The sequence below is a fragment of the Pseudomonas sp. PH1b genome, from assembly GCF_000633395.1.
Taxonomy (GTDB): Bacteria; Pseudomonadota; Gammaproteobacteria; order Pseudomonadales; family Pseudomonadaceae; genus Aquipseudomonas.
In genome coordinates this window covers 36,364-54,830 of sequence record NZ_AYMU01000004.1, presented here as the reverse complement: position 1 = coordinate 54,830, position 18,467 = coordinate 36,364, and the positions used below count along the sequence as shown (strand labels likewise).

Sequence of the window (18,467 nt, the reverse complement as noted above, 5' to 3'; positions counted from 1 at the left end):
ACAAGTCTTAATCGTTCAGGGCCGCCTGAATATCTGCGCGCAACCTTTCGATGACCTCCTGCAAGATCACCCACTGCTTGCCAAGGGCCTGCTCCTGCCGCGCCTTGACCAGGCTCTCGAACTCCAGGCAGGCCTTGGCCAGGGGCAAGGCATCGATCAGGCAGCAGACCCCCTTGAGCCGGTGCAAGGTGCCGCTAAGGCGCCACCAGTCAAGCTCCGCCAGCGCCGCCGCCAGGGCCTGTCGCTCCTCGACCAGGTTGCGCAGCAGCTCGTGCAGCATCCGCTGCAACACCTGCTCGTCAGCCTGGGTCATGGTCCGCAGGGTCTGGATATCGAAGGACAGCGCCGGCAGGAAATGCGCGAGGGACTGGGCCAACTGGTCGAGGGTCACCGGCTTGACCAGCAACTGATCCATGCCCGCCCGATCGCAGCGCTCGCGCTCATCCTCGAAGGCATTGGCGGTGCAACCTATCACCGGGCAACGCTCACGCCCCTCTTCGGCTTCCCGGCGTCGGATCGATTCGGTCAACTGGTAGCCACTCATGCCCGGCATGTTGCAATCGGTCATCACCAGGTCGAAGGTGCCGGATTGCCACTGCATCAACGCGTCCTCCCCGTTGTCGCAGGCCACCACCCGGTGCCCGAGGAACATCAGCTGCTGGCTCAGGACCATGCGATTGGCGCTCAAGTCGTCCACCACCAGCACCTCGATGCTGCGACTGGGCGGACGCTCGGCAGGCACCTCCTGCGACCGCTCCAGATCATCACTGAGGCGCTCCAGATACAGCTCGATGGTCACCAGGGTGCCAGCCCCGGGCTCGCTGGCCAGGTGAATCCGCCCGCCCATCAGTTCCACCAGTTGCCGACAGATACTCAAGCCCAGCCCGGTACCGCCATAGGCCAGGGAGGTCGTGGCATCAGCCTGGGCAAAGGGGGTGAACAGCCTGGCCTGCTGCTCGGCACTGATACCCGGACCGGTATCGGCAACACTGATACGCAGGCACTCGACACCGGAAGCGTCGGGGTGGCGCTCGACCATCAGCCGTACTTCACCTTCGGCGGTGAACTTCAGGGCGTTGCTCACCAGATTGTGCAGGACCTGGCGCAGGCGCAATGGATCGAACAGATAGCGGCCCCGGGCTTCTTCATTGAAGACCAGCAGCAAACGCACCCCCTGGTTGCGCGCCGTCACCTCGAACAACTGCCGGATGCTGTCGAAAAACGGCTTGAGCGCGGTGACTTGCGGCGCCAGCTGCATGTAGCCGGCCTCGATCTTGGCCAGGTCGAGGCTGTCGCCCATCAGGCTGATCAACTCCTGGGCAGACTGATAAGCCACCCGCAAGGCCTCGGAGAAAGGTACGCCACGCACCCTGGCCTGCTCCTTCTCCAATTCCAGCAGGCCGATGATGGCCGTCATGGGAGTGCGGATCTCGTGGCTCATGGTGGACAGAAACGCACTTTTCGCAGCATTGGCCTGGTCGGCGGCCTGGCGCGCATCCACCAACTGGTTCTCCAGGCGCTTGCGCTCGGTGATGTCGATCCAGCCCCCCAGCAGGCCCTGCAACTGCCCCTGGGCACTGTAGAACGGCACCGTCCATTGATAGACATCGATCGGCCCGTCCCGGGACTCCACCTGCCGGTCGTTGAACACCGACTCTTCGGACTCCAGCAACTGCATGATCTCGCCGTGCAACTGGCGGGCGGTTGCCGGCGGCAGCAGGTCCAGCTCCGTCAGCCGACGCCCCTGGATCAGGTCCAGACGGGTCCCCAGCTGTTGCTCATAACTCCTGTTGCAGGTAATCAGCCGCCCTTCCAGGTCCCGGACAAAGATCGGGTTGGGAATGCCATCGAGCAAGGCACGCTTGAACACCAGTTGATCGCTGAGCCGTTGTTCGGCCTGCACTCGCTGCTGGATCTGGCGCTTGAGCCGGCTGTTCCAGACCAGGGAGATCAGCCCGAACAGCAGCGCAGTGGTAATGACCCAGTACACCCAGGTCGGCACCCGTTGCCAGACCGGCATCGGCACCGGCGTGGCTCCCAGCCACTTCAGGCGGATGGCGCTGAGTTCCGCCACCGGCAAGGCCTCCAGGGCCTTGTTGAGGATGCTCAGCAGCTCGGGCTGGTCCTTGCGCACGGAAAACTCGTCGGCGGACCAGGTGCCCTCGACACTGCGCCCCACCCGCAGGCCATCGTCGGCAGGGCCCAGGGCCTGGACCTGGACTTCGTTCTGGATGGTCGCCATGGCCTGGCCACTGCGCACCAGGGCGCGGGCCTCCTCATAGCTGGCGACACTGCGCAGGCTGATATCGGGATAGTTGCGACGAATATAGCTCTCCAGGGTATGCCGGGCCGGAAGCGCCAATACTTCCCCGGCCATCTGCTTCAGGCTGCTCAAGCGCCGATCCTCCGGGCGCACCACGAACACCCAGGCAGCGCCACCGAAGGTATGGGAGAAATTCAGGAACAGGCGCCGATCATCACTGGCGGTCAGGGTCGAGGTCATCTGTGCCTGGCCGCTTTCCAGCAGCTCCAGGGTCTGCGCGGTGGACTGGCTTTCCTTCTGCACGAACTGCAGCCCGGTCATCAGCGAGATACGGCTGAGCAGATCGATGTTCAGGCCAACCCAGCGCCCTTCCTTGTCCTTGAACACGTGGGGCGGGTACTGCTGGGAGGCCACCAGCACATGCTGGTGCTGAAGAATCCAGGCCTGCTCCTGGGCGCTGAGCTCGATCCGCTCGCTGGAAATACTGGTCCCGAGACCGGTGGTCCAGCGCGCCTGGATTTCCCGGCGTATGGACTCGTCGATGCTTTGCAGGGCCTGCTCCAGCATCTGCGCCAGCTGCGGGTTACTGTCCCGGGTGGCGAAGGCGAAGCCGGTGGGCGGCAAGCGGCTTTCAACGCGGATCCGCACCGCCAGGTAGGGGCGCAGGGCCTTGTAGGCGCGAACAATCACCTCGTTGCCGATAAAGGCGTCGGTATCCCCCTGGTTCAGCGCCTCCAGGCCACTGTAGAGGTTCGGCGAGAGCATGACCTGGCTGTCCGGGTAGGCGGCGTGGACTTGGGCGGCGTTGGCGTAGCCATCCAGCAGCACCACTTTCTTGCCCCGCAGATCATCACCCAGATCCGGCTCGTCGCGGCGCACCACCACCACGGAACGGTCGGGCATGTAGTCACTGGTAAACCGCAGCCCGGATACGCCACGCTCGTAGCCATTGGCACTGGTCAGCACATCGATGGTGCCGTTGCGCAGCGCCTCCACCGCCTGTTCGCGCTCGGCAAAGCCCAGCACCTCCATCCCGACTCCCAGCCGCTCGCCCACCAGGCTCAGGTAGTCGGCGCTGATGCCCTGGTAACGGTTACGATCGCGGGTGATATCGATGGGCTGGTAATCGTCGATCGCGATCCCCACTCGCAGGGTCGGGTGGGCCTGCAGCCACTGGCGCTGGGCTGGCGCCAACTCCAGTGGCTCCAGATCGACAAAGGCCCGCACCAATTTGAATGGCAGGCTCTTCGCCACGCTGGCCAGGGCCGGCTCCCAGGGCAATGACCAGGCCAGCAGGCAGGCGACAAGCAGGCACAAGCCCCTGGGCATCCGAAAAGTTCGGCGATTCATCATCCAGGCCTCCCTGCCCCTGACGGGCCCCGCCCGTGCAGCAGCTTGAAAAAACAAAGCCCGTCAGAAGACGGGCTTAGTGGTCGACAAGGCCAATCTATCAGAGCGGCTTGCCACGGTTGCCGTGCTGGCTGACAAAAGCCTGCACTGCTTTCAGGTCGTTGGCCAGGACTGTGCAGCGCTCTTCACGCTGAAACAGGTCGGTCAGGTGGGCCGGCAGCTCCAGGGCCTTGCCGACACCGGCCTTTTCCACCGCTTCCGGGAACTTCACCGGGTGCGCGGTGCCCAGGATCACCATCGGTGTATCCAGGCTGCGGCGGCACTCGCGAGCGGCCTTGACCCCTATCGCGGTGTGCGGATCCAGCACTTCACCGGTCTGGGCGAAGACCTCGGCAATGGTCTCGCAGGTCTCTTCGTCATTCACCGCCAGGGAGTCGAACAGCTTGCGCGCTTCGGTCCAGCGATCTTCCTCGACGCTGAAGCCGCCGCCCTGCTTGAAACTCTCCATCAGCCCGGCCAGGGCCGCGCCATTGCGTCCGTGCAGGTCGAACAGCAGGCGCTCGAAGTTCGACGAGACCATGATGTCCATCGATGGCGACAGGGTCGCGTGCAGGGTTTCCTTGACGTACTGGTTGCCGCTCATGAAGCGGTGCAGGATGTCGTTGCGGTTGGTGGCGACGATCAGCTGGCTGATGGGCAGGCCCATGTTGCGCGCCAGGTAACCGGCGAAGATGTCGCCGAAATTGCCGGTGGGCACCGAGAACGCGATGGAGCGCGCCGGGCCGCCCAGCTGCAGGGCCGCGTGGAAGTAGTAGACGATCTGGGCCATGATCCGCGCCCAGTTGATCGAGTTCACCGCCACCAGGCGCGTGCCTTTGAGGAAGCCCTGGTCGGCGAAGCTGGCCTTGACCATTTCCTGGCAGTCGTCGAAGTTGCCTTCGATGGCGATGTTGTGGATGTTCTCGCCGAAGATGGTGGTCATCTGCCGACGCTGCACCTCGGACACCCGGTTGTGCGGGTGCATGATGAAGATATCGACGTGCTCGCAGGCCTTGCAGCCTTCGATGGCCGCCGAACCGGTATCACCGGAAGTGGCGCCCATGATCACCACGCGCTCGCCGCGCTTGGACAGCACATGATCAAGCAGGCGACCCAGCAGCTGCAGGGCGAAGTCCTTGAACGCCAGGGTCGGGCCGTGGAACAGTTCCAGCACCCACTCGTTGCCGTTCAGCTGGCGCAGCGGCGCCACGGCGCTGTGGGCGAAGACGCCGTAGGTTTCCTCGAGGATCTTCTTGAAGTCGGCGTCGGCAATGCTGCCGGTGACGAACGGGCGCATCACCCGGAACGCCAGCTCGTGATACGGCAGGCCGGCCCAGGAGGCGATCTCTTCCTGGGTGAAGCGCGGCAGGTTCTCCGGCACATAGAGACCGCCATCACTGGCCAAGCCGGCCAGCAGCACATCTTCGAAATTCAGGGCCGGTGCCTGGCCACGGGTACTGATATAGCGCATAAGTGCAAACCTTCGGTTTGAGCTGCAAGCTATCAGCTACAAGCTGCAAGCCAGGGCCGCTCGGCTCCTGACTTGCCGCTGGTTGCTTGAAGCTTGCCGCTGCTTCAATTGAGATGTTCGACGCGGATACGCATCACTGGGCCAACGACGCCCTGCAGGGCTTCCAGGGCGGTGATCGCATCGTTGATGTGCTGCTCCAGAACGCGGTGGGTCAGCAGGATCATCGGCACCAAGCCGTCCTGCTCTTCCACTTCCTTCTGCATGATCGACTCGATGTTGATGCCACGCTCGGAAAGGATGCTCGCCACCTGGGCCAGTACGCCTGGGTGATCCTTGGCCTGGATCCGCAGGTAATAGGCACTTTCGCAGGATTCGATCGGCAGGATCGGATGATCCGACAGCGAGTCGGGCTGGAAGGCCAGGTGCGGCACGCGGTTTTCCGGGTCGCTGGTCATGGCGCGGACCACGTCCACCAGGTCGGCCACCACCGAGGAAGCGGTCGGTTCCATGCCGGCGCCAGCGCCGTAGAACAGGGTCGAACCGGCAGCATCACCATTGACCATCACCGCGTTCATCACGCCGTTGACGTTGGCGATCAGGCGATCGGCAGGGATCAGCGTCGGGTGCACCCGCAGCTCGATGCCGGCCTCGGTGCGGCGCGCCACACCCAGGTGCTTGATGCGGTAGCCCAGGGCCTCGGCGTAGTTCACATCGGCGGTGGTCAGCTTGGTGATGCCTTCGGTGTAGGCCTTGTCGAACTGCAGCGGGATGCCAAAAGCGATGGACGCCAGGATGGTCAGCTTGTGGGCAGCATCGATGCCTTCGACGTCGAAGGTCGGATCGGCCTCGGCATAACCCAGGGCCTGGGCCTCGGCCAGCACGTCTTCGAAGGTGCGGCCCTTCTCGCGCATTTCCGAGAGGATGAAGTTGCCGGTGCCGTTGATGATCCCCGCCAGCCAGTTGATGCGGTTGGCCGACAGGCCTTCGCGGATCGCCTTGATCACCGGAATGCCACCGGCCACGGCCGCTTCGAAAGCGACGATCACGCCCTTCTCCTGGGCCTTGGCGAAAATCTCGTTACCGTGCACAGCGATCAGCGCCTTGTTCGCGGTAACCACGTGCTTGCCGTTCTCGATGGCCTTGAGCACCAGGTCACGGGCCACGGTGTAGCCACCCACCAGCTCGATGACGATATCGATCTCGGGATTGGTGGCCACGGCGAAGACATCGTTGGTAATCGCAATACCGGTCGTTTGGAACTGCGGCTTTGGCGTACGGGTAGCAATCTGCGCTACTTCGATTCCACGCCCGGCACGGCGGGCAATCTCCTCGGCGTTGCGCTGAAGTACGTTTAGGGTACCGCCACCGACAGTACCCAGCCCACAGATGCCTACTTTGACCGGATTCACTCTGAACTCCCCATAAAACGGCCGACTCTAGGCCGGCCGTGGAATACAGCCGCAAACTGCGCGGCTCTCTATTAATGGCCCGCCCGCTTTCACCGGCGAGCCATGATCGTCAAAGGCTAGCGTGACGATGCAGGATTATTTCGCACCCAGTGCCAGTTTGGCGATCTGCGGTGCCGGCTGATAGCCGGGAATCACTTGCCCATCGGCGAGGACGATGGCCGGGGTGCCGTTGACACCAATCGACTGGCCCAGGGCGAATTGCTTGGATACCGGGTTGGCGCACTTGGCGGCCTTGATTTCCTTGCCGTCGACCATCTTGTCCATGGCGGCTTTCTTGTCCGCCGAGCACCAGACCGCCTGCAGCTGTTCATCACCCGGGGAACCCAGGCCCTGACGCGGGAAGGCCACATAACGCACTTCAACGCCCATCTTGTTCAGCTCGGGCACTTCAGCGTGCAGCTTGTGGCAGTACGGGCAGGTGGTGTCGGTGAACACGGTGATGTGGGTCTTGGTCTCGCCAATGGCCGGATAGACCACAGTTTCCGCGACCGGAATGCCATTGATCAACTTGGAAATGCCCAGGCGCTCGGTTTTTTCGGTCAGGTTGACCGGCTTGCCGTCCTTGAGCTGGAACAGATAGCCCTGGACCACGAACTGGCCGTCGGCGCTGGCGTACAGCACCCGGCTGCCCTTGAGCTTGACTTCGTACAGGCCGCCCATGGGGCTGGCGGTAATGCTTTCCACCGGCGTTTCGAGCTGCAGGGTCTCGAGGCTCTTGCGGATGGCTTTCTCGGCACTGTCATCGGCCATGGCGAAGGTGCTGAGCAGCGCCAGGGAGGCGGCGGCAAAAATCTGGGTCAAGCGCATGGGAACTCCTGAAGGCGGGCAAATGGGCCACTCGCGGCGATCACCATGGCAACCGCTCGCAAACAGCCGTTTTGCAAACCGGCAAAGCCTATCACATCTGTTTGCCGGCACCGACTACGGGCGACGCAAAGCGCGGCCCGGAAGGCAAATCAACCCCGCGGATGGTGCTTGGCGTGCAGATCTTGCAAACGGGCACGGGCCACATGGGTATAGATCTGGGTGGTGGACAGGTCGCTGTGGCCCAGCAGCATCTGCACCACTCGCAGGTCGGCGCCGTGGTTGAGCAGGTGGGTGGCGAAGGCATGGCGCAGGGTATGGGGCGACAGCGCCTTGCCGATCCCCGCCACCTTGGCCTGGTGCTTGATCCGATGCCAGAAGGTCTGCCGGGTCATCTGCTCGCCCCGCAGGCTGGGGAACAGCACGTCGCTGGGGCGCCCGCCCAGCAGCTCGGCCCGGGCATCGCGCATGTAGCGCTCGACCCAGACAATCGCCTCCTCGCCCATGGGCACCAGGCGCTCCTTGCTGCCCTTGCCCATGACCCGCAATACACCCTGGCGCAGGTTGACCTGTTCAAGGGTCAGGCTGATCAGTTCGGTAACCCGCAGGCCACAGGCATACAGCACTTCGAGCATGGCCCGGTCGCGCTGGCCGATGGCCTCGCTCAAGTCCGGTGCGGCCAGCAGCGCGTCCACATCCGCTTCCGACAGTGACTTGGGCAGCGGACGCCCCAGCTGTGGCATGTCGATCTGCAGGGTGGGATCGATTTCGATCAGCTTTTCTCGCAGCAAATAGCGATAGAAACCACGCACGCCCGAGAGAAACCGCGCCGTCGAGCGAGGCTTGTAGGCCTGCTCCACACGCCAGGCCAGGTGATCGAGAATCAGCTCGCGCCCGGCCCGAGGCAGCTCCAGCCCTTGCTCCTGCAGCCAGCCATTGAACAGCGCCAGGTCGCTGCGGTAGGCATCGCGGGTATTGTCGGACAGGCCTTTCTCCAACCACAGGGCGTCGAGGAAACGGTCGATCAGGGGATGGTCGATGGCAGGCATAAAGACTCGAAAGACGCGACCCAGGGGCCGCGCGCAAAAAAATAGTGAACTGCGCGGAGGGTCGCTAGTCTTTCATAGCCAGCCATTTTCAGGAACAGGGTGCATTGATGAGCGAACAACAGATTCTGCTGGCTTTCGGCGGCATTGGCGCGGCAGCGCTGGGCTGCCAGTGGCTGGCCTGGCGATTGAAGCTGCCGGCCATTCTGTTCCTGCTGCTGAGCGGCATTCTTGCCGGGCCCATACTGGGCTGGCTCGACCCCCAGGAAATGTTCGGCCCGCTGCTGATGCCCCTGGTGTCCCTGGCCGTGGCGCTGATCCTGTTCGAGGGCAGCCTGACCCTGCACCTCTCGGAATGGCGCGAGATCGGCAGCGTGGTGCACCGCCTGGTGACCGTCGGCGCCCTCTCCACCTGGGCGGTGATCACCCTGGCGACCCACTGGCTGCTGGGGTTCGACTGGATGCTGGCGCTGCTGTTCGGCACCCTGACCCTGGTCACCGGACCGACGGTGATCGTGCCCATGCTGCGGGTGGTACGGCCCAAGGCCTCGATCGCCAATATCCTGCGCTGGGAAGGCATCGTCATCGACCCCATCGGCGCCCTGCTGGCGGTGGTGGTGTACAGCTTCATCATCGCCAGCGCCGCCGGCGAAGGCCTGAGCCACAGCCTGCTGACCTTCGGCGGGGTGATTCTCTGCGGCAGCCTGTTCGGCATTGCCGGAGGCTGGGTGCTGGGCAGCATCATGCGCCGCCAGTGGCTGCCGGAATACCTGCACAACCTGGCAACCCTGGCCGCGGTGCTGGGCATCTTCATCGCCTCCAACCAGGTGATGCACGAATCCGGGCTGCTGGCGGTGACCCTGATGGGCATGTGGATGGCCAACATGAAGGGCGTGGATGTACGACACATCCTGCACTTCAAGGAAAACCTCAGCGTGCTGCTGATTTCCGGACTGTTCATCCTCCTGGCGGCGCGCCTGGACCTCAAGGCGCTGATCGCCCTGGGCCCGCTGGTGCTGATCCTGCTGCTGGTGATCCAGTTCATCGCCCGGCCACTGAACGTGCTGCTGTCCACCGCCGGGTCGAGCCTCAACTGGCGCGAGCGCGCCTTGCTGGCCTGGATCGCGCCGAGGGGTATCGTCGCGGCCGCGGTGTCGGCGATCTTCGCCATCCGCCTGGATGAAGCCGGCCATGAGGGGGCATTGCTGCTGGTGCCCCTGACCTTTGCCGTGATCATCGGCACCGTGGTTCTGCAAAGCGCCACGGCGCGGCCCTTGGCGCGCCTGCTGAAAGTCGCCGAGCCGGCCCCCAGCGGTTTCCTGATCGTCGGTGCCAACGGCCCGGCGCGGACCATCGGCAAGGCCTTGCAACAGCTGGGCAGCCGGGTGCTGTTGACCGATTCGAGCTGGGAAAACATTCGCGCCGCGCGCATGGAAGGCCTGCCCATCTATTTCGGCAATCCGGCCTCGCAGCACGCTGACGCCCATCTGGACCTGGTGGGCCTGGGCCACCTGCTCGCGCTTTCGCCCTCAGGCGAATTGAACACCCTGGCCGCCATGCGCTTTCGCCACGACTTCGGCCACCAGCGCCTGTTCGCCCTGGCCAACAGCCAGGAAAGCCGGCGCACCGACAAGCACCGCGCCAGCCATGAACACCGCGGCCAGTTGCTGGGCAGCGAGGCCCTGACCTACACCAAGCTGGCCAGCCTGCTGGGCCAAGGCGCCGAACTGTACAGCACCCACCTCACCGAAGGCTTCGGCTGGGACGACTACCAGGCCCTGCATGGCGAACGCGCCACCTTGCTGTTCGCCCGTGACAGCAGCGGCTGGGTGCATGTGGTCACCCCGGAAAGCAGCCTCAAGCCCGCGGCGGGCTGGACCCTGCTGGCCCTGGTCCTGCCCGAGCCCCTCTAACCCCCCCTTGTAGGAGCTGACTTGCCAGCGAAGAGGCCCGAAAGCGCCCTCGCCGGCCAGCCGACTCCTACACCGCGAACCCTGGCAACACCGGCACCGGACGCTTGTCGTCATCGATGGCGACAAAGCTGAACAGACCATGGATGGCCTTCTCCCGCCCGTCGCAGCTCATGCTTTCGACAAAGACTTCCACCTCGACCTTGAGGCTGGTATTGCCCACCTTCACCACCCGCCCCACCAGCTCGACAATGGAGCCGGCGGCAATCGGGTGATTGAAGTCGATACGATCGGTGGACACCGTGACCAAAGGCAGGCGGCAGAAACGCGTGGCGGCGATAAACGACACTTCGTCCATCCAGGCCAGGGCGGTGCCGCCGAACAGGGTGTTGTGGTGGTTGGTGGTGGACGGGAATACCGCCTTGGTCACCCGGGTCACCGAGAGCTCGGTCCGACGGGTGATTTCTTGCTCGCGAGGGGACATGGATCGACTGCCTGAAACACTGGAAAGGGATAAATGACGGGCAACAAAAAAGCAGCCCGTAGGCTGCTTTTTTCTGCATCGGAAGCTGGACTTAAGCCAGTTTTTCCTTGATGCGAGCTGCTTTACCCGACAGGTCGCGCAGGTAGTACAGCTTGGCTTTACGCACGTCACCGCGACGCTTGACAGCCATGCTGTCGATCTGCGGGCTGTAGGTCTGGAAAGTACGCTCTACGCCAACACCGTTGGAGATTTTACGTACGGTGAACGCGCTGTTCACACCGCGGTTGCGCTTGGCGATAACTACGCCTTCGAACGCCTGCAGACGGGAACGATCGCCTTCCTTCACTTTCACCTGAACGACAATGGTGTCGCCCGGGGCAAAGGCTGGGATCTCTTTGGTCATCTGCTCTGCTTCGAGTGCAAGGATGATTTTGTTGGTCATGCTGTGCTCCTAAGGTAAATCGTCGGATCTACCATCGATACGTTGTTAACTATCGTCCCGCTCGCGGAGATATTCCTCGAGCAGCTTCTTCTCTTCTCCAGAAAGCGAGCGGCTTTCCAGAAGATCGGCGCGTCGTTCATAGGTCCGACCAAGGGACTGCTGTAAACGCCAACGCCGGATGTGTGCGTGGTTGCCACTTAGCAACACGTCGGGAACACGCTGATCCGCATACACCTCCGGTCGGGTGTAGTGCGGGCAATCCAGCAGACCGTCCGTGAAGGAATCTTCCTCCGCGGAATCCACATGCCCTAAAGCTCCGGGCAGCAGTCGCGTAACCGCATCAATCAGGACCATCGCCGGCAGCTCGCCACCGGAGAGTACATAGTCGCCAATCGACCACTCTTCATCGACATGAGCTTCAATAAAACGCTCGTCAATGCCTTCATAACGACCAGCAATCAGGATCAATGCATCCTCGTTCGCCAACTCGCGTACCGCCGACTGATTCAGTTGGCGGCCTTGGGGCGACAGGTAGATCACCTTCGCACCCTCCCCGGCTGCGTTCCTGGCCTGTACCAGTGCATCCTCCAGGGGCTTGATCTTCATCACCATGCCAGGGCCACCGCCAAACGGGCGATCGTCCACAGTGTGATGTCGATCCGTGGTGTAGTCTCGCGGATTCCAACAGGTGAGCTGCAACAGCCCCTGTTTCACCGCGCGGCTGGTTATGCCGTAGTCGCTGATGGCGGAAAACATCTCGGGAAACAAACTGATCACTTCTACGCGCAAATTAGCCACGTTTAGAAGTCCGCGTCCCATTCCACCTTCATCTCGCCCGCGGCCAGGTCGACGGCCAACACGCATTGCTCGGTATAGGGCAACAGGCGTTCGCGATCATCCAGGCTGCCAGCGCAAGGCTTGACCACCATTACATCGTTCGAGCCGGTCTCCAGCAGGTGATCGACCTGTCCGAGCAGTTGCCCGAGGGTGTCGATAACCTTGAGACCTTGCAGCTGGTACCAGTAGTACTCGCCGTCGGTCAGTTCAGGGAACAGGCTGCGGGGCACGCAGATCTCGTAACCGGCCAGAAGACGAGCTTCTTCACGATCATCAAGACCCTTGAGCTTCGCGACCAGGAACTTATCGTTCCCGCGTCCACTGACCAGCTCAACCTGCTTCACGCTACCTTCGCGCTTGAGCGTCCAGGTTTTGTAGTCCAACAGGTTTTTAATCGGATCAGTAAAGGAAAAGACCTTCACTTCGCCGCGAACGCCATGAACAGAGTAGATTTTGCCGATAACGATCAAATCATCAGCAGGAGCTGGCGTCGCGTTCATAGGGTTCAGGCTGCAGCCTTAGCCGATTCCTTCAGCAACTGAGCAACACGCTCAGAAGGCTGTGCACCCACGCTCAGCCAGTAGGCTACGCGCTCTTGGTTCACGGACAGGCGGACTTCTTGACCACGAGCGATCGGGTTGAAGAAGCCAACTTGTTCCTTGTGCGAACCGTCACGTGGGTTACGGCTGTCGGTTACGGTCAAGTGGTAAAACGGGCGCTTTTTGGAGCCGCCAAGGGCAAGACGGATTGTTAGCATGTGAACATCGTTCCTGTAGTCGGTGCTGCAAATCTAAATGCACAGCGGGCATGGGTGCCCGAAAGGCCGCATATTCTAAGGAATATCCGGACTTTTGCAAATGACTTTTTCCGGCGCCCATCGGCCGCCACTCAGATTTGCCATGGAGCCGTCGCAAGCGACAGCGGGTCAGCGCGCCTCGGGTGGAGGCTGGCTGGAGATTCCACGTCCCCGTGGAAGAGCGCCGGCATGACTGCCGGCGCGGATTCTTTACATTTTCGGCATGCCGCCGCCGGGCAGCATACCGCCCATGCCGCGCATCATCTTGGCCATTCCGCCCTTGGCGGAGAACTTCTTCATCATCTTCTGCATCTGCTTGTGCTGCTTGATCAAGCGACCGATGTCCTGCACCTGGGTGCCGGAACCCATGGCGATCCGGCGCTTGCGCGAACCGCTGATCAGTTCAGGGTCGCGGCGCTCGGCCGGGGTCATGGAGTTGATGATGGCTTCCATCTGCTTGAACTGCTTCTCGGCTGCGCCCTGGGCATTGCCCATCTGCGCCAGGTTGACGCCACCGATGTTCGGCAGCTTGTCCATCAGGCCACCGAGGCCGCCCATGTTCTTCATCTGTTGCAGTTGGTCGCGGAAGTCTTCGAGGTCGAAGCCCTTGCCCTTCTTCAGTTTTTTAGCAAGCTTGTCGGCTTTGTCTTTATCGAGGGTCTGTTCGGCCTGCTCGATCAGGCTGAGCACGTCGCCCATGCCGAGAATCCGCGAAGCAATACGCTCCGGGTGGAACGGTTCCAGGGCTTCGGTCTTCTCGCCCATGCCGATGAACTTGATCGGCTTGCCAGTGATGGCCCGCACCGACAGCGCGGCACCGCCACGGGCGTCACCGTCGACCTTGGTCAGGATCACCCCGGTCAGCGGCAGCGCGTCGCCAAAGGCCTTGGCGGTGTTGGCGGCGTCCTGACCGGTCATGGCGTCGACCACGAACAGGGTTTCCACCGGTTTGACCGCAGCGTGCAGGGCCTTGATCTCGCCCATCATCTCTTCATCGATGTGCAGGCGACCGGCGGTGTCGACGATCACTACATCGATGAACTTGAGTTTCGCTTCCTTTATAGCCGCTTCGGCGATGGCCACCGGCTTCTGGCTCAGGTCCGACGGGAAGAAGGTGACGCCGATGTCATTGGCCAGGGTTTCCAGCTGTTTGATCGCCGCCGGACGGTAGACGTCCGCGGACACCACCATCACACTCTTTTTCTTGCGCTCCTTGAGAAAGCGCGCGAGTTTGCCGGCGGTGGTGGTCTTACCGGCACCCTGCAGGCCGGCCATCAACACCACGGCGGGCGGCACGGCACTCAGGTTCAGGTCTTCGTTGGCCGCGCCCATCAGGCTTTCCAGCTCGGCCTGGACGATCTTCACAAAAGCCTGGCCCGGGGTCAGGCTGCGGGACACTTCGGTGCCGACCGCACGCTCCTTCACCGAATTGACGAAGTCCTTGACCACCGGCAGGGCAACGTCGGCTTCGAGCAACGCCATGCGCACTTCACGCAGGGTGTCTTTGATGTTGTCCTCGGTCAGCTTGGCCTTGCCGGTGACATGGCGCAGCGTCTGCGAGAGACGGTCGGTTAGGTTTTCAAACATGCTCGATCCTTTCAGGCCCAGGGTAGACCGGGGTAATGGCGGCCCAGAGCGTGATAAACAAGTGCTCGATGAGCCTGCGGCGTGGGCAGGTCGCGGATTATAGCGAAGACTGTGCGTGCCGGACACCTCGCCGTCTGCTTGGGTGGTCTTTCAGGGCTGTGGGTTCTATGCCAAACTCAGCGGCTTTCGGGCTTGCCTAACAGGATTTATGCTCCCCTTGTCACCCAGTTTGCTACCCACCCTCGCCGCCGCCGTCCTTTATGCCGCTGCGACCCTCTATCAAGGCTCTCGCCTGGCTTCCGGCGCCAAGGCCGAGAAACGCCTGCTGGTCACTCTCGGCGTACTGGCGCTGCTCGCCCACGCTGCCAGCCTGGTCACCCACCTGGTGACTCCGGTCGGCCTGGGCCTGGATTTCTTCAGTGCTGCCAGCCTGATCGCCGCCGCGGTGATTGCCCTGAGCCTGCTGGCCTGCTCGCGGATTCCCGTGGAGAACCTGCTGGTGCTGCTGTTCCCCCTCGGCGCCCTGACGGTGCTGCTGGCGCAGTTCGTGCCTACCGGCACGGTGCCGGTGATCGACGAGGAACCCGGGATCCTGGCTCACATCCTGCTGTCGATCCTGGCCTACGGCATGTTCACCATCGCGGTGTTCCAGGCCTTGCTGCTGCTGGTGCAGGATCACCAGTTGAAGAACAAGCATCCTTCCGGACTGATCAGGAACTTCCCGCCGCTGCAGACCATGGAAAGCCTGCTGTTCGGCTTCCTGTGGGCCGGCTGGACCCTGCTGTCGCTGTCGCTGATTTCCGGCTGGTTGTTCGTCGAGAACCTGTTTGCCCAGCACCTGGTGCACAAGACCCTGCTGGCCTGCCTGGCCTGGGTGGTGTTCAGCGTGCTGCTGTGGGGCCGCAACCGCCTCGGCTGGCGTGGGCACAAGGCGATTCGCTGGACCCTGGCGGGATTCTGCCTGCTGATGCTGGCGTATTTCGGCAGCAAGCTGGTTCGTGAATACATCCTGCACATCTGACGACCGGCCATGACCGATTCCCTGCCCTCCGGGCCCATGCTTGCGGTAATTGCCCTGCTCATCGTCTGGTCGGGGTTGTTCACCGCCATCGATGCCGCCCAGCAGCACTTGCTGACCTTGCGCAACGGCTCGCGCCCGGGTGACAAAGCCACAGCACGCCTGGCCTTCCCCAAGGAAAGCCTGATTCTGTGCAACACCTTGTGCCGAGTGCTGGCGGTGATCATCAGCACCTTGCTGGCCCTGTTCTACTGGGCCGAGAGCGGCCCCTGGCTGGCCTGCCTGATCAGTACCTGCTGTCTCCTGGTGCTGGCCGAATACCTGCCGCGAACCCTGGCCACACGCTATCCCGAAGGGACCCTGAGCCTGGGCAACAGCCTGCTGGCCATCCCGATGAAGATCGTCTACCCCCTGGCCTGGCTGCTCAATGCCATCGGCCAGTTGCTGCTGCGGCCGTTTGCCGCCAAGGCCAACGCGGTCAAGCACAGCGACGACGACCCGGCCTTGCTCGACGACGAGCCCGCCAGCCAGGAGCCCCACGCCCTGTCCGGCATCCATGCGCTGGACAACATCACCGTCAATGACATCCTGGTGCCCCGCAGTGAAGTCGACGGCATCAACCTGGACGACTCCATCGACGAGATCATCGCCCAGCTGCGCCTGAACAGACGCACGCGCCTGCCGGTGTTCCACAGCGATATCAACCAGGTGGAGGCCGTGCTCAACACTCGACAGATCCGCCACCTGCTGCCTGACGCCAGCCTGACCAAGGAGGCCTTGCTGGCCGCCTGCCACGAACCCTATTTCGTTCCGGAAAGCACCCCGCTGCAGCTGCAACTGCTCAACTTCCACAAGCAGAAGCGCCGCCTGGGCATGGTGGTGGACGAATACGGCGAAGTCCTCGGCATCGTCACCCTGGAGGACATCCTCGAAGAAATCGTCGGCGAATTCGAAAGCGAGCACAGCCTGGACAACCCCCACATCCATCCCCAGGCCGACGGCCGTTACGTGGTGGAAGGCGCGGCGTCGATCCGCGAGCTGAACAAGAGCCTGGGCTGGCACCTGCCCAGCGACGGCCCCAAGACCCTCAACGGCCTGGTCACCGAAGCCCTGGAAACCATTCCCGACAGCGCCGTGTGCCTGAAGATCGGCCGCTACCGCCTGGAGATCCTCGAGACTGAGGAAAACCGCGTCAGCCGCGTGCTGATCTGGCACACCAGCAGCCTCCCCGCCCTCATCTGACGCCCAACCGCGACCCGCACTGACCGTCATGCTCATGCACACACCGCAAGCCCTGGTGGTTGCAGCAGGATCACCCCGGCTTCGCCCCTGGGCCGCCAGTTGCATCAACTGACTGCCGCTCTGCCCGCGCTTTAATCCTTGTTTGATCGTTAGGGGCCTTTCTATAATCGAGCGGCTTACCCAAGCCCCGCAGCCCCGCGTGCTATCCGCACTCCGCGAGATCCTGCACCACCGATCCGCCCCAAGTTCGACGTCGTTCCCATCCCGAACGACGAACGCACCAAACCCACATCCCTGGGTGCTCGACCATAATAATTCGCTCCACTGGAGCACAGACTGTCAGGGATAACCGCATGACGACCAGCACCACCTACAGCGCCTCCGCGCCTGCCCAACCGACCAACTCCGCCAGCCGGGTGGCCACTGCCAGCTTTATCGGCACCGCCATCGAGTTCTACGACTTCTACGTCTACGCCACCGCCGCCGCGCTGGTGATCGGCCCGGTGTTCTTTCCCCAGACTTCCGGCACTGCGCAGATGCTCTCGGCGTTCCTGACCTTCGGTATCGCCTTCCTCGCCCGCCCCCTGGGCTCGGCCCTGTTCGGTCACTTCGGCGACCGCATTGGCCGCAAGTCGACCCTGGTCGCCTCGTTATTGCTGATGGGGGTCTGCACCACCCTGATCGGCGTGCTGCCGGGCTACGCCAGTATCGGCGCCTGGGCCCCGATCCTGCTGTGCGTGCTGCGTTTCGGCCAGGGCCTGGGGCTGGGCGGCGAATGGGGGGGCGCCGCCTTGCTGGCCACGGAGAATGCCCCGGAGGGCAAGCGCGCCTGGTTCGGCATGTTCCCGCAACTGGGCCCTTCCATCGGCTTTCTTGCCGCCAATGGCCTGTTCCTGGGCCTGGCCATGGGCCTGGATGATGAACAGTTCCGCTCCTGGGGCTGGCGCATTCCCTTTCTGCTCAGCGCTGCCCTGGTGATGGTGGGCCTGTATGTGCGCCTGAAACTGCATGAGACCCCGGTCTTCGCCAATGCCGTGGCGCGCCAGGAACGGGTAAAGATGCCGCTGGTGGAACTGTTCACCCAGTACTGGCAGCCGGTGCTGCTGGGCGCCGCGTCGATGGTGGTGTGCTACGCACTGTTCTACATCTCCACCGTGTTCTCCCTGAGCTACGGCGTCGCCACCCTGGGCTACAGCCGGGAAACCTTCCTCGGCCTGCTGTGCTTCGCGGTGCTGTTCATGGCGGCGGCCACGCCCTTGTCGGCCTGGGCCAGCGACCGTTACGGGCGCAAACCGGTGCTGATCGTTGGCGGGGTACTGGCAATTCTTTCCGGTTTCACCATGGAACCGCTGCTGACCCAGGGCTCCACCGCCGGGGTGGCGCTGTTCCTGTGCATCGAGCTGTTCCTGATGGGGGTGACCTTTGCCCCGATGGGCGCCCTGCTGCCGGAACTGTTTCCGACCCACGTGCGTTACACCGGCGCTTCGGCGGCTTACAACCTGGGGGGTATTGTCGGTGCTTCAGCGGCACCCTTTTTCGCCCAGAAGCTGGTGGCGATGGGTGGCTTGAGCTGGGTTGGGGGGTATGTTTCGGGGGCGGCGATCCTGAGCCTGATCGCGGTGCTGTGCCTGAAGGAAACGCGGCACAATGATTTGAATCGGGTGGCCTGAGCGGCCGCTTCGCGAGCAAGCTCGCTCCTACAGGTTCAA

Annotated in this window: 15 protein-coding genes; 4 read left to right on the top strand and 11 right to left on the bottom strand. The window is 62.9% G+C overall.

Annotation, left to right across the window (positions count from 1 at the left end; translation table 11 throughout):
* Positions 1-7 precede the first annotated feature (7 nt).
* The 5 genes from U873_RS0106995 to xerD all read right to left on the bottom strand — a co-directional run bounded on the left by U873_RS0106995 (position 8) and on the right by xerD (position 8,445).
* Positions 8-3,616 (bottom strand): ATP-binding protein, encoded by a 3,609-nt coding sequence (locus U873_RS0106995; RefSeq protein ID WP_025127566.1) that lies wholly within the window; start codon positions 3,614-3,616, stop codon positions 8-10.
* A 97-nt stretch (positions 3,617-3,713) separates the two neighbouring features.
* Positions 3,714-5,123, bottom strand: a complete 1,410-nt coding sequence (gene thrC, locus U873_RS0106990; protein WP_025127565.1) for a threonine synthase — start codon at positions 5,121-5,123, stop codon at positions 3,714-3,716.
* A 104-nt stretch (positions 5,124-5,227) separates the two neighbouring features.
* Positions 5,228-6,532, bottom strand: coding sequence for a homoserine dehydrogenase (locus U873_RS0106985; protein ID WP_025127564.1), 1,305 nt, complete (start codon positions 6,530-6,532; stop codon positions 5,228-5,230).
* Between the two features lie 135 nt (positions 6,533-6,667).
* Positions 6,668-7,399 carry a thioredoxin fold domain-containing protein gene (locus U873_RS0106980; protein ID WP_025127563.1) on the bottom strand — a complete coding sequence of 244 codons (732 nt, stop codon included), beginning with the start codon at positions 7,397-7,399 and terminating at the stop codon, positions 6,668-6,670.
* Between the two features lie 149 nt (positions 7,400-7,548).
* The gene (gene xerD, locus U873_RS0106975) at positions 7,549-8,445 is read right to left on the bottom strand and encodes a site-specific tyrosine recombinase XerD (protein ID WP_025127562.1); all 897 of its coding nucleotides are present in this window, start codon (positions 8,443-8,445) and stop codon (positions 7,549-7,551) included.
* A gap of 107 nt (positions 8,446-8,552) precedes the next feature.
* On the opposite strand from xerD, the gene U873_RS0106970 reads away from it, so the two are divergent.
* Positions 8,553-10,355, top strand: a complete 1,803-nt coding sequence (locus tag U873_RS0106970) for a sodium:proton antiporter (RefSeq protein WP_025127561.1) — start codon at positions 8,553-8,555, stop codon at positions 10,353-10,355.
* Positions 10,356-10,422: 67 nt separating this feature from the next.
* Here U873_RS0106970 and U873_RS0106965 read toward each other — a convergent pair whose 3' ends face one another.
* The 6 genes from U873_RS0106965 to ffh all read right to left on the bottom strand — a co-directional run bounded on the left by U873_RS0106965 (position 10,423) and on the right by ffh (position 14,498).
* Complete coding sequence (locus U873_RS0106965; protein ID WP_025127560.1) at positions 10,423-10,836, bottom strand: acyl-CoA thioesterase; 414 nt, start codon at positions 10,834-10,836, stop codon at positions 10,423-10,425.
* 91 nt (positions 10,837-10,927) lie between these two features.
* Entirely contained in the window at positions 10,928-11,278 is a 351-nt protein-coding gene (rplS, locus tag U873_RS0106960; RefSeq protein ID WP_009047143.1) for a 50S ribosomal protein L19, read from the bottom strand.
* 45 nt (positions 11,279-11,323) lie between these two features.
* Complete coding sequence (gene trmD, locus U873_RS0106955) at positions 11,324-12,097, bottom strand: tRNA (guanosine(37)-N1)-methyltransferase TrmD (RefSeq protein WP_177330250.1); 774 nt, start codon at positions 12,095-12,097, stop codon at positions 11,324-11,326.
* Complete coding sequence (rimM, locus tag U873_RS0106950; protein ID WP_025127558.1) at positions 12,079-12,615, bottom strand: ribosome maturation factor RimM; 537 nt, start codon at positions 12,613-12,615, stop codon at positions 12,079-12,081. The genes trmD and rimM overlap by 19 nt, the downstream gene beginning before the upstream one ends.
* 5 nt (positions 12,616-12,620) lie before the next feature.
* Complete coding sequence (rpsP, locus tag U873_RS0106945; RefSeq protein ID WP_007927680.1) at positions 12,621-12,872, bottom strand: 30S ribosomal protein S16; 252 nt, start codon at positions 12,870-12,872, stop codon at positions 12,621-12,623.
* Between the two features lie 249 nt (positions 12,873-13,121).
* Positions 13,122-14,498 carry a signal recognition particle protein gene (ffh, locus tag U873_RS0106940; RefSeq protein ID WP_025127557.1) on the bottom strand — a complete coding sequence of 459 codons (1,377 nt, stop codon included), beginning with the start codon at positions 14,496-14,498 and terminating at the stop codon, positions 13,122-13,124.
* A 208-nt stretch (positions 14,499-14,706) separates the two neighbouring features.
* On the opposite strand from ffh, the gene U873_RS0106935 reads away from it, so the two are divergent.
* The 3 genes from U873_RS0106935 to U873_RS0106925 all read left to right on the top strand — a co-directional run bounded on the left by U873_RS0106935 (position 14,707) and on the right by U873_RS0106925 (position 18,428).
* Positions 14,707-15,519 carry a cytochrome c biogenesis protein CcsA gene (locus U873_RS0106935; RefSeq protein WP_025127556.1) on the top strand — a complete coding sequence of 271 codons (813 nt, stop codon included), beginning with the start codon at positions 14,707-14,709 and terminating at the stop codon, positions 15,517-15,519.
* Positions 15,520-15,528: 9 nt separating this feature from the next.
* Positions 15,529-16,758 carry an HlyC/CorC family transporter gene (locus U873_RS0106930; protein WP_025127555.1) on the top strand — a complete coding sequence of 410 codons (1,230 nt, stop codon included), beginning with the start codon at positions 15,529-15,531 and terminating at the stop codon, positions 16,756-16,758.
* A gap of 353 nt (positions 16,759-17,111) precedes the next feature.
* Entirely contained in the window at positions 17,112-18,428 is a 1,317-nt protein-coding gene (locus U873_RS0106925) for an MFS transporter (RefSeq protein ID WP_025127554.1), read from the top strand.
* The last annotated feature ends 39 nt before the right edge of the window (positions 18,429-18,467 follow it).